The following is an 11,663-nucleotide window of genomic DNA, read 5'->3' as shown; positions in this document are numbered from 1 at the left end:
GCTCGCATTCCAGAAGTGGAACTCGGTCGAATGTGGGAGCGGGCTTACTCGCGAAAGGGCCGCACCAGGCGACATCAAGCCCGGAACTGCCCCAGGCTCGCCTTCAACTGCGCCGCCAACCCATCCAGCACCTTGCCACTGGCGGTAGTCTCCACCACTGCCTGAGCCGCGCGCTCGGCCTGGGCATGAATGATCTCCACCCGGCCACGCACCGCATGCGCGCCTTGCGCCTGATGCTCAGCCGCACGCGTCGCCAGACCAATCGCTGCATGCACCTGCTCCACCGAGGCCTGCACCGACTGCTGCAGGCGCACGCTATCGCGCAATACCAACAGACCTTCGCTGGCCTGGCGCCCGGCCTTGCCGATGGTTTCTACCGCCTCACGGGCGCCTTGCTGCAAGGCCACGATGTGCGCCTGGATATCACCGGTAGAACTCTGGGTTTTACTGGCCAGGGCTCGCACCTCGTCCGCCACCACTGCAAAACCGCGCCCGGTCTCGCCGGCTCTCGCCGCTTCAATCGCCGCGTTGAGTGCCAGCAGGTTGGTTTGCTCGGCAATCCCGTGGATCACCGTCAATACCACCTCAATCTGCTCGCTCTGCTGCGCCAGACGCTCGATCACCTTGGACCCCGCCTGCACCTGCCCCGCCAACGCCTCGATCAGGCTGCCGACTTCGGCTGACGTACGCGAGTTTTCATCAGTGGCCTGGCGAATATCCACCACCTGCTGCAACGCCGCCTGCATCGCATGACTTTCCGCCTGCGCCTCGTCGGCCATTTGCGACAGCGCCCGCAGGCTTTCGGCAACCTCATCACGCTGCAGGCCGGCGGCGGCATCGGCACCGGCATTACGCAGGGTCATCGCGCCGATTTCCACGCCGGTACGCTGGGCCACATCACCCGCTTCACGCACGATGGGCTGCAACTTATCCACAAAGCGATTGACCGCTGAGGCCATGTCGCCGATTTCATCACGGCTGTTGATCTGCACGCGCTTGGTCAGGTCGCCCTCGCCTGCCGCCAGATCGTCCATCGCCGCAATCAGCAGCTTCAGGCGATTGACCACCCGACGCCCGAGCACCACGGCAATCAGCAACAGCACGCCAAAGCCTACAACCGCCAGGCCCATGCCGATGCGCCAGCGCAAGGTACCTGCCGCCTCTTGCACGGCATTGGTGGTATTGGCAGTCATCTGGGTGGCGGTTGCTTGTGCCGACTGCAAACGCGCGCCCATGGCGGCAGCACTGTCAGCGGCGGCACCTTTGAGGCTGTCACCCACCAGTTGATCACTGCTGGCAATCAGCGCGGCGAAGCGCTTATCCAGCGCCGCCAGATCAACGTCCACCGAAGCGGTCGAAACCCCCATGATGACCTTGCCGATTTCCACGCCATTGGGGCTGATGGACGCCTCGAGGTAGTAGACCGCCGGATCGTTTTTCGCCGCATCCAACACCTTATCCAGGGCACGCTCGCCCTGCCCTTTCTCGAGCAGCGCAGCGTTAATCGGGTTATCCCGGTTCAGGTAGCGCGTCAGGTGCTGGCCGGTGGCATCGTCGTAGACCACGAACAACACATTGGGATTGCGCTGGGCACGCCGAGCAAATTCCGACAGCGTCGGCACGTCGCTGTCCCACATGGCGCGGGGCGCCACCGAGGCCAGCAGTTGCGCCATATCGTTGGCGGAGTCCTTCAGGTCTTTTTCCAGGGTCGCACGCAGTTGCTTCTGCTCGTCCTGCAGGCGCGTGGAAAGCCCCGCGGTGAGACGCTGGCGAGTACTGGAAGACAGGCTGTCCAGACTCGAGGTGACTTCCTTGCCGGCCTGGGCCAGTTCACCGGAAAGCTTTTGGCTGTCGACACCCAGCCGATTGTCTAAATCGGCTTCCAGGGCCGTAACCGTGCTCCGGGTCAGAGCGACAGCCACCAGCACTTGCACCAAAAGAGCGATACCTAGGGTAACGAACACCGGCCGCAACAGTCGGCTTTGTAACAATGAGAGAACGGCAGACACTGGGAATCCCTCCACCACGGGTGCCATTAATTTGATAGCACCGCGAAAGAAAGAACCATAGCAAGGGCCGTGCCGTTTACCAGGCTGAAACGACAAAGGGCTCCCGAAGGAGCCCTTTGCTTTTTACATCAACAGCTTATTAAGCGAACGGGTGACGCAGAACGATGGTCTCGTTGCGGTCCGGGCCCGTCGAAATAATGTCGATTGGCGCACCGATCAGCTCTTCAACGCGCTTGATGTAAGCGCGGGCGTTAGCTGGCAGTTCTTCCAGGGTCTTGGCGCCCACGGTCGATTCGGTCCAGCCCGGCACTTCTTCGTACACAGGCTGCAGGCCTACGTAGCTGTCAGCGTCGGTTGGGGCAACGTCGTTGCCTTGCGCATCTTTGTAGCCGATGCAGATGTTGATGGTTTCCAGGCCGTCGAGTACGTCCAGCTTGGTCAGGCAGATGCCCGAGATGCTGTTCACATCGATAGCGCGACGCAGGATAACGGCGTCGAACCAGCCACAACGACGAGCACGGCCGGTAGTTGCGCCGAACTCATGACCTTGTTTGGCCAAGTGCGCACCGACGTCGTCGAACAGTTCAGTCGGGAACGGACCCGAACCCACACGCGTGGTGTACGCCTTGGTGATGCCGAGGATGTAGTCCAGGAACATCGGACCAACGCCCGAACCGGTCGCAACGCCGCCAGCGGTGGTGTTGGAGCTGGTGACGTACGGGTAGGTGCCGTGGTCGATGTCCAGCAACGAACCCTGGGCGCCTTCGAACATGATGTCTTTGCCAGCGCGACGCAGGTCGTGCAGCTCGGCAGTCACGTCCAGCATCAGCGGCTTGAGCAGCTCAGCGTATTCCTTGCACTCAGCCAGGGTCTTTTCAAACTCGATGGCCGGCTCTTTGTAGTAACCCACCAGCATGAAGTTGTGGTAATCCACCAGTTCACGCAGCTTGTCTTCAAAGCGCGGCATGTTGAGCAGGTCGCCCACACGCAGGCCACGACGTGCAACCTTGTCTTCGTAGGCCGGGCCGATACCGCGACCGGTAGTACCGATCTTCAGCTCGCCACGGGCCTTTTCACGGGCCTGATCCAGCGCAACGTGGAAGGACAGGATCAGCGGGCAGGAAGGGCTGATACGCAGGCGCTCGCGCACGGGTACGCCTTTCTCTTCCAGCTTGGTGATCTCGCGCAGCAGGGCGTCAGGTGCAACCACCACGCCGTTGCCGATCAGGCACTGCACGCCTTCGCGCAGTACACCCGACGGAATCAGGTGCAAGACGGTTTTTTCGCCATCGATGACCAGGGTGTGGCCAGCGTTGTGGCCACCTTGGTAGCGCACTACGGCGGCAGCATGTTCGGTCAGCAGATCAACGATCTTGCCTTTGCCCTCATCACCCCATTGGGTGCCCAGGACTACGACATTCTTACCCATAACACTTGTCCTCATTCGCGCAAACTTGGTGCCGGCAGCGGCCGGCAGGAAAACTCAAGAAGCCAGTGGCGATACTTGCCAAAGCCCGTTCTGCAGAATCAATTGCCGGTCGCAGTCCGCTTCACGGGCGGCGGCCAATGGCTGCCCAGGCAAGGCCTGGACCACACGTTGACCCTCACTGCGCAACTGGCAAACCTGCTGCCAGAGTGCTGCGTCCGTACTGTCGGGCATCCAGATGCCACCAGACGGCAGCACGACCTCAGCACGCCCCAGGGTCACCAGGGTTTTCAAATCGGTGGAAAAGCCGGTCGCCGGACGGGCGCGACCGAAGTCGGCGCCGATATCGTCATAACGACCGCCCTGGGCGATGGCTTGGCCAACACCCGGGACAAACACCGCGAACACCACACCGGTGTGGTAGTGGTAGCCACGCAGCTCACCCAAATCAAAGTACAGCGGCAACTGCGGGAAGCGCGCAGACAACTGCTCGGCAATCGCCACCACGTCGTCCAGGGCCGCCAATACATCAGCCGGCGCGTTCGCCAGACGATCACGGGCGGCGGTCAGTACTTCACGGCCGCCACACAGGCCTACCAGCGCACGCAGCATGCCGGCCAGGTCAGCAGGCACGCCCGCCGTCAGGGCGATCACTTCATCGATGGCCTTGCGTTGCAGGGCATCGAACAACTGTTGTTCCACTTCACCCGACAAACCGGCCGCACGGGCCAGGCCGCGGTAGATGCCGACATGCCCGAGGTCCATGTGCACATCCGGCACATCGGCCAGTTGCAGCATGGCCAGCATCAGGCTGATGACTTCCACGTCGCTGCTCGGGCTCGCATCGCCGTACAACTCGGCGCCCAACTGGATCGGGCTACGGGAAGACGACAAGGCACGCGGTTGAGCATGCAGCACGCTGCCGGCGTAGCACAGGCGACTTGGCCCTTCGCGACGCAGGGTGTGCGCATCAATGCGCGCGACTTGCGGCGTGATGTCGGCACGAAAACCCATTTGCCGGCCCGATTGCGGGTCGATGACCTTGAAGGTGCGCAGATCCAGGTCCTGGCCCGCGCCGGTCAGCAGGGATTCCAGGTACTCGATATGGGGGGTCACGACAAACTCGTAACCCCAGCTCTGGAACAGATCCAACACCTGGCGGCGCGCGATTTCAATGCGCGCAGCTTCTGGTGGCAGTACTTCTTCGATGCCATCTGGCAGCAGCCAGCGGTCTACCGTTGCCATTACGCCATTCCCCTATGATCCGGGCGGCCAGCCCTCGGGCGAGCCTTGAGTGAAGCAGAAAATACCCGGCCCCTGCATAAACCACGCGCAAGAGCGACGTGACGAACGACCAACAATCGGCCTCGTCGGGCACTTTCCTCGAAAAACCTGTGGCGCCTGCGGAGCAAAACCACAATCAAACATGCAGACGCAAAAAAGCCGGGAATTTCCCGGCTGCCGCATCATACACCCGTTTTCTGAAAGGATCACCCCGCCCGGCATTTTAGCCGCCCGACGGAGTGATTCTCAGACTACATGTGGGTTACTTGGACTTTTCCAGGTAGCGGAAGAAATCGCTACTTGGGTCCAGCACCATGACGTCGGTTTTGTTCGCGAAGCTTTCACGGTAGGCACGCAGGCTACGGTAGAACGCGTAGAACTCCTGGTCCTGGCCATACGCCTTGGAGTAGATCGACGCGGCTTGAGCATCACCATCACCACGAGCCTCTTCAGACTCACGATAAGCTTCTGCCAACAGTACGCGACGCTGACGATCGGCATCCGCACGGATCCCTTCTGCCAGTTCGTTACCCTTGGCGCGGTGCTCACGAGCTTCACGCTCACGCTCGGTGCTCATACGCTCGAACACGCTACGGTTCACTTCCTTCGGAAGGTCGATAGCCTTGACCCGAACATCGATCACTTCGATGCCCAGTTCTTTTTCCGCCATCGTGTTCAACGAACGCGTGATGTCAGCCATCAGCGCATCACGTTCACCGGATACCACCTCGTGCAGGGTGCGTTTACCAAACTGGTCACGCAGGCCCGATTCCAGACGGCGCGACAAACGCTCGTCAGCAATCTGCTTGAGGCCGGAGGTCGCGGTGTAGAAGCGCTCGGCGTCCTTGACGCGCCACTTGGCGTAGGCGTCAACCATCACAGCTTTCTTTTCCAGGGTCAGGAAGCGTTGTGTCGGTGCATCCAGGGTCATCAGGCGGCCGTCGAACTTGCGCACCTGGTTGACGTAGGGGACTTTCACATGCAGGCCCGGCTGGACATCTGCCTGGACCACGCGACCGAATTGCAGCAACACCGCGCGCTCGGTCTGAGACACGATGTAGAAGCAGTTCCAGGCAGCGATGACCACGACGACGCCCACAATCAGGGCGGTCAGCGATTTATTGCTCATCAACGACTCTCCCTGGTACGTGTTTGCTGTTGCAGCAAGTCAGCGGCAGCACGGGCGCTCGCTTCGTTGGCAGCAGCCGTTGAACCGGAGGCCGGTGCGCTGGTGCTGCTACGACCACCTTCGATCATCTTGTCCAGCGGCAGGTACAGCAGATTGTTCTGCCCGCCCTTGCTGCCGGTCACGAGAACCTTGCTGGTGTTGGTGAACACTTCCTGCATGGTGTCCAGGTACAGACGCTCACGGGTGACTTCCGGTGCCTTGCGGTACTCGGCCACCAGCTTGGTGAAGCGATCTGCCTCACCCTTGGCGCGGGAAACCACTTCGTCGCGGTAACCGTTGGCATCTTCAAGGATACGCTGGGCCTGACCACGGGCTTCCGGCACCACGCCGTTGGCGTAGGTTTCAGCCTGGTTGCGTGAACGCTGCTCGTCTTCACGGGCACGGATCACGTCATCGAAGGCTTCCTGTACTTCACGCGGTGCGGCTGCGCTCTGTATGTTGACCTGGGTTACGGTGATACCGGTGCGATAGGTATCGAGGAACCGTTGCAGGCGCTCCTTGATCTCGCTGGCCATCAATTCACGACCCTCGGTCAGCACCTGGTCCATTGCGGTGGAACCCACCACGTGACGCAGGGCACTTTCGGTCGCTTGTTGCAGGCTGATTTCCGGCTGATCAACGTTCAGCACGAAGTCCTGCAGATTGCTGATCTTGTACTGCACGGTCAGCGGCACTTCGACGATGTTCTCGTCTTCGGTCAGCATCTGGCCCTGCTTGGTGTAGGCACGCTCACGCGTGACGTTTTCCATGTACTTCTTGTCGATCGGCGGGAAGTAGATGTTCAGGCCGGGGCCGACCGTCTCGTAGTATTTGCCGAAGCGCAGCACCACGGCCTGCTCCTGCTCGTCCACTACATAGACGGCGCTGTACAGCCAAACGGCCGCCAGCACGACGAGGCCGATGCCAAGCAAGCCGTAACCACCGCCCTTGCTCGTACGACCGCCTTCGTCACCACCACGTTTTTTTCCACCACCGAACAACCCATTCAGGCTTTCCTGCAGCTTTCGGAAGGCCTCGTCGAGATCTGGTGGCCCCTTGCGGTCGCCATTATTGCGGCGTTTACCACCCCAAGGATCCTGATTATTCGAGTTGCCACCCGGCTCATTCCAAGCCATAGCGCTCTCCATCTGATAAAGCAAAGACGCACCCACGGCGCGCCGACCAATGCTACAGAATGCCTGTCACAGCGGCACAACCGCTTTTTCAGGCTTTTATTGCAAAGTGTGTTGTTCGATGAACTCCGCCGGCACAACACCTTCCCGACTGACCAGCCGATTCAGCTCCGTGCGCGGTATTCGAACGGCCAGCAAGCTGACACCTTCTTCGTCGTGTTCTTCTTTCTGTACCGCGCCCAGCTCGAAAAACTGTGCACGCAGTCGAGCAAAACGCTGAGGCAAGCGCAAGGTGCCAACAAACAAATCGCTGCCCAACAGCTCGGCAATGGCTTGTTCAAGCAATTCCAGGCCACTGCCATCACGCGCCGACAGCCAGACCCGCTGGGGCTTGCCGTTTTCGTCGCGCTGGATTTGTGGCTCAACGCCTTCAAGCAAATCGAGTTTGTTATAGACCTCGAGGATGGGCAAGTCCTGGGCACCAATCTCACCCAACACCACCATGACCTGTTCAATCTGCAACATGCGATCCGGTTCAGCCGCATCGATTACGTGCAGCAGGAGGTCGGAATTGCTCGACTCTTCGAGCGTAGACCGAAATGCCTCGACCAGCTTGTGGGGCAAGTGACGAATGAAACCCACGGTATCGGCCAGGACAATCGGCCCCAGGTCGTCCAGTTCCAGACGGCGCAAGGTCGGATCGAGGGTCGCAAACAGTTGGTCGGCCGCGTACACGTCCGATTTCGTCACGTTATTGAAGAGCGTGGATTTGCCGGCGTTGGTATAGCCCACCAGGGAAACGGTCGGGATATCCGCACGCATACGGCCACGTCGCGATTGTTCGCGCTGGCTGCGCACCTTCTCCAGGCGGCCCTTGATCTGTCGCAGGCGCACCCGCAGCAGACGCCGGTCGGTTTCCAGCTGGGTTTCACCCGGACCACGCATGCCGATACCGCCACCCTGACGTTCAAGGTGAGTCCAGCCGCGAACCAGCCGGGTGCTCATGTGGTCAAGCTGGGCCAGTTCTACCTGGAGCTTGCCTTCATGGGTACGGGCGCGTTGAGCGAAAATATCGAGAATCAGACCCGTACGGTCGATCACGCGACACTCGAAAACTCGTTCGAGGTTACGTTCCTGACTGGGCGTGAGGATGTGATTGAAAATCACCAGATCGGCCTTTTCGGCATGGACCAAGTCGTGCAGCTCTTGGACCTTACCGCTGCCAATCAAGAATTTGGCGGTTGGCCGATGACGCGGCACGTTAAAAAACGCGACGGTCTCGGCGCCGGCCGAATTTGCCAACTCCTGAAACTCCTGCGGATCTTCGCGCGCCTCAGGGTCCTGTCCATCCAAGTGAACGAGGATTACTCGCTCACCACCACCGTGGCGCTCAAAGAACAAAGGAGACTCCTATCAGGCGTTACCTGGTGCAGGCTCGGCGTCACCCTGTTCTTCGGTTGCGCTAGGCAGACGAATCGGACGAACCGGCACTACGGTCGAGATAGCGTGCTTGTAAACCATTTGGCTTACGGTGTTTTTCAGCAGGATCACGAACTGGTCGAACGACTCAATCGTGCCCTGCAGCTTGATACCGTTGACCAGATAGATGGAAACCCCAACTTTCTCTTTACGTAAAGTATTCAAGTAAGGGTCTTGTAGCGAATGCCCTTTTGACATGTGCCGCACTCCTTTAAGGATCAATAATAAAAAATCGGAAAATAGATAGCTTATGGCCGTCACACCCCCAAGGATAGACGGCAATTGCAAGGACTCAGCTCAATATGGAGACCGTTCCCAAGTATTTCAAGGCGCGTGACAGATTGTCGCAATCCAGACTGTCCAACCAGTGTAAATCAGTCCAGCTGCGCAGCCATGTGAACTGGCGTTTCGCCAATTGGCGCGTGGCAATGATGCCGCGCTCCTGCATTTCGGCTGACGTCAGCTTGCCATCCAGATGATCCCAGACTTGGCGGTAGCCTACAGCACGTATCGAAGGCAACCCCGCATGCAGGTCACCTCTTGAACGCAGTGCTACGACCTCGTCCACAAACCCCTGTTCCAACATAATTGTGAATCTTTGTGCAATTCGTTCATGCAGCACCTGGCGATCCGTCGGAGCGATGGCCAGATTCGCCACAGTATAGGGCAATTGTGAGTGTCCCGAGGCGCCTGCTTCAGCACTTTGCGCAGTTTGTTTCAGCCTGTGTTCAGTCATGGTCTGGCCACTGACCCGCCAGACTTCCAACGCCCGTGTCAGGCGCTGGGGGTCATTGGGATGAATCCGCGCGGCGGAAACCGAATCCACAGCGGCCAACTGGTCATGCAAGGCCTGCCAGCCAAGGCGCGCAGCCTCTTCCTCAAGTTCGGCACGCACCTGTGGATCGGCTGGCGGCATATCAGCCAGTCCCTCCTGCAACGCCTTGTAGTAGAGCATCGTGCCGCCTACCAACAGCGGAATCTTGCCCCGCGCGGTGATATCGGCCATGGCTGCCAGGGCATCGGTGCGAAAATCCGCCGCCGAATAGCTCTCGCTGGGATCGATGATGTCGATCAACCGATGCGGATACTGGGCCAGCAGCTCTTTTGAGGGCTTGGCGGTGCCGATGTCCATGTCCCGGTAAACCAGTGCAGAGTCGACACTGATCAGTTCGCACGGCAAGACCTTGGTCAGCTCGATGGCCAGGTCGGTCTTGCCGGCGGCTGTCGGGCCCATCAGGAAGATCGCGGGGGGCAAGGCACTCATCAACGGCCGCGCAAGAACAGTTTGTCGAGATCGTCCAGGCCCATCTGGGTCCAGGTCGGCCGGCCGTGGTTGCATTGGCCGCTGCGCTCAGTGTTTTCCATGTCCCGCAGCAAACCGTTCATTTCCGGCAGGGCCAGCCGGCGGTTGGCGCGGATGGCGCCGTGGCAGGCCATGGTGCCGAGCAGTTCATTGATGTGAGCCTGGATTCGGTCGCTGGTGCCGTATTCCATCAAGTCCGCCAGTACGTCAGCCACCAGCCGGTTGGCCTCGGCCTGCTTGAGCAAAGCCGGGATCTGGCGGATAGCCAGGGTTTCCGGGCCCAGGCGTTGCAGCTCAAAGCCCAGTTTCTGGAATACGCTGACGTGCTCTTCGGCGCAATCGGCCTCGCGCTGGCTGACCGCCAGGGATTCCGGCACCAGCAGCGGCTGGCCACTAAGGCCTTCGCTGGCCATGGCGATCTTCAGGCGCTCGTACATGATCCGCTCGTGGGCGGCGTGCATGTCCACCAGCACCAGGCCATGGGCGTTTTCCGCAAGGATGTAGATGCCCTTGAGCTGGGCCAACGCGTAACCCAGCGGCGGCACGTCGCCCTGGCCTTCCGGCAAGGCGGCAGCCCCCGACTCGGCACCGGGCAGCGGCGCGAAAAACTCGCGATAGGCTGCCTGGGCTTCGGCCACTGGCAACGCTGATTGCGGGCGCGGCGTGTATTGGTATTGATAGCCGGCGCCTGAGCCTGAGCCTGGAGCGGTATAGCTCGGCTGGGCTTGCGGCGATTGCAGCAAGTTGGCCGCCAGGCTCATTTCGCCCTGGGGTCCGAACTCACCGGCTTCCGGCCCCGAAGGACGGACGACAGCCGTGACAATCGGTGCGGCCAGATGATCATCGGGGCGCACATCGCCCAAGGCGCGGTGCAGCGTGCCATAAAGGAAGTCGTGAACCATGCGACCGTCACGGAAGCGCACTTCGTGCTTGGTCGGGTGCACGTTAACGTCCACCACCGACGGGTCGACCTCGAAAAACAGCACAAACGTCGGATGCCGCCCGTTGAACAGCACGTCGCGATACGCCTGGCGCACCGCGTGGGCCACCAGTTTGTCGCGCACCGCCCGGCCGTTCACAAAGAAGTACTGCAAGTCTGCCTGGCTACGGGAGAAGGTCGGCAAACCCACCCAACCCCAAAGGCGCAGGCCATTGCGCTCGATCTCGATCGGCAGCGCCTGTTCCAGGAACCCCGCGCCGCAGATAGCCGAGACACGCCGGGCACGGGCCGCATCATCATGGGCCTCATGCAGGCTGAGGATGGTCTTGCCGTTATGGCGCAGGTGGAAAGCCACATCAAACCGGGCCAGCGCCAGGCGCTTGATGACTTCCTGCAGGTGATCGAATTCGGTTTTTTCGGCCTTGAGGAATTTGCGTCGGGCCGGGGTGTTGAAGAACAGGTCGCGCACTTCCACCGAGGTGCCTACGGGGTGCGCAGCCGGCTGGACCCGGGGCGCCATGTCGCGACCTTCGGTTTCCACTTGCCAGGCCTGATCGGCGTCGCGGGTGCGGGACGTCAGGGTCAGGCGGGCCACGGAGCTGATGGAAGCCAGGGCCTCACCACGAAACCCGAGGCTCATCACCCGCTCAAGGTCTTCCAGGTCGCGAATCTTGCTGGTGGCGTGACGGGCCAGGGCCAGCGGCAGGTCGTCGGAGGAAATCCCGCTGCCGTCGTCGCGCACCCGCAGCAGCTTGACCCCGCCCTGCTCAACGTCGACGTCGATGCGCTTGGCGCCGGAGTCGATGCTGTTTTCCAGCAGCTCCTTGATCACCGAAGCTGGCCGCTCGACCACCTCGCCCGCCGCGATCTGGTTGGCGAGGCGCGGGCTTAGCAGCTCAATGCGCGAGGTGTTGCTCAAGA

General features: G+C 60.7%; 9 protein-coding genes. All 9 read right to left on the bottom strand.

Annotation, left to right across the window (positions count from 1 at the left end; genetic code table 11):
* Window positions 1-74: 74 nt before the first annotated feature.
* On the bottom strand, window positions 75-2,009 hold the full coding sequence (locus ACA046_RS02835; RefSeq protein WP_026078087.1) for a methyl-accepting chemotaxis protein: 1,935 nt from the start codon (window positions 2,007-2,009) through the stop codon (window positions 75-77).
* Window positions 2,010-2,148: 139 nt separating this feature from the next.
* Entirely contained in the window at window positions 2,149-3,438 is a 1,290-nt protein-coding gene (locus tag ACA046_RS02830) for an adenylosuccinate synthase (RefSeq protein WP_076018051.1), read from the bottom strand.
* Window positions 3,439-3,492: 54 nt separating this feature from the next.
* A complete protein-coding gene (locus tag ACA046_RS02825; protein WP_459025706.1) occupies window positions 3,493-4,680 on the bottom strand; it encodes an ATP phosphoribosyltransferase regulatory subunit in 1,188 nt (395 codons plus the stop codon).
* Window positions 4,681-4,981: 301 nt separating this feature from the next.
* Entirely contained in the window at window positions 4,982-5,848 is an 867-nt protein-coding gene (gene hflC, locus ACA046_RS02820; protein WP_076018053.1) for a protease modulator HflC, read from the bottom strand.
* On the bottom strand, window positions 5,848-7,023 hold the full coding sequence (gene hflK, locus ACA046_RS02815; protein WP_076018054.1) for an FtsH protease activity modulator HflK: 1,176 nt from the start codon (window positions 7,021-7,023) through the stop codon (window positions 5,848-5,850). Before hflK ends, hflC begins: the two co-directional genes overlap by 1 nt.
* Window positions 7,024-7,119: 96 nt before the next feature.
* Window positions 7,120-8,421, bottom strand: a complete 1,302-nt coding sequence (gene hflX / locus ACA046_RS02810) for a ribosome rescue GTPase HflX (protein ID WP_088425577.1) — start codon at window positions 8,419-8,421, stop codon at window positions 7,120-7,122.
* A 12-nt stretch (window positions 8,422-8,433) separates the two neighbouring features.
* Window positions 8,434-8,697 carry an RNA chaperone Hfq gene (gene hfq / locus ACA046_RS02805; RefSeq protein ID WP_003217515.1) on the bottom strand — a complete coding sequence of 88 codons (264 nt, stop codon included), beginning with the start codon at window positions 8,695-8,697 and terminating at the stop codon, window positions 8,434-8,436.
* A gap of 94 nt (window positions 8,698-8,791) precedes the next feature.
* Window positions 8,792-9,763, bottom strand: coding sequence for a tRNA (adenosine(37)-N6)-dimethylallyltransferase MiaA (miaA, locus tag ACA046_RS02800; RefSeq protein WP_497675874.1), 972 nt, complete (start codon window positions 9,761-9,763; stop codon window positions 8,792-8,794).
* Window positions 9,763-11,661 carry a DNA mismatch repair endonuclease MutL gene (mutL, locus tag ACA046_RS02795; protein WP_497677039.1) on the bottom strand — a complete coding sequence of 633 codons (1,899 nt, stop codon included), beginning with the start codon at window positions 11,659-11,661 and terminating at the stop codon, window positions 9,763-9,765. The genes miaA and mutL overlap by 1 nt, the downstream gene beginning before the upstream one ends.
* Between the last annotated feature and the right edge of the window lie 2 nt (window positions 11,662-11,663).

This window comes from Pseudomonas sp. LBUM1641 (assembly GCF_059716235.1).
The sequence above is the reverse complement of the archived record's forward strand: the minus strand, read 5'-3'. Positions and strand labels throughout refer to the sequence as shown.

What these genes read in the sequence shown, in the direction of transcription:
- hflC (WP_076018053.1), bottom strand. Translation starts at nt 5,848, where the DNA reads ATGAGCAATAAATCGCTGACCGCCCTGATTGTGGGCGTCGTCGTGGTC.
- hfq (WP_003217515.1), bottom strand. Translation starts at nt 8,697, where the DNA reads ATGTCAAAAGGGCATTCGCTACAAGACCCTTACTTGAATACTTTACGT.
- ACA046_RS02830 (WP_076018051.1), bottom strand. Translation starts at nt 3,438, where the DNA reads ATGGGTAAGAATGTCGTAGTCCTGGGCACCCAATGGGGTGATGAGGGC.
- ACA046_RS02825 (WP_459025706.1), bottom strand. Translation starts at nt 4,680, where the DNA reads ATGGCAACGGTAGACCGCTGGCTGCTGCCAGATGGCATCGAAGAAGTA.
- hflK (WP_076018054.1), bottom strand. Translation starts at nt 7,023, where the DNA reads ATGGCTTGGAATGAGCCGGGTGGCAACTCGAATAATCAGGATCCTTGG.
- miaA (WP_497675874.1), bottom strand. Translation starts at nt 9,763, where the DNA reads ATGAGTGCCTTGCCCCCCGCGATCTTCCTGATGGGCCCGACAGCCGCC.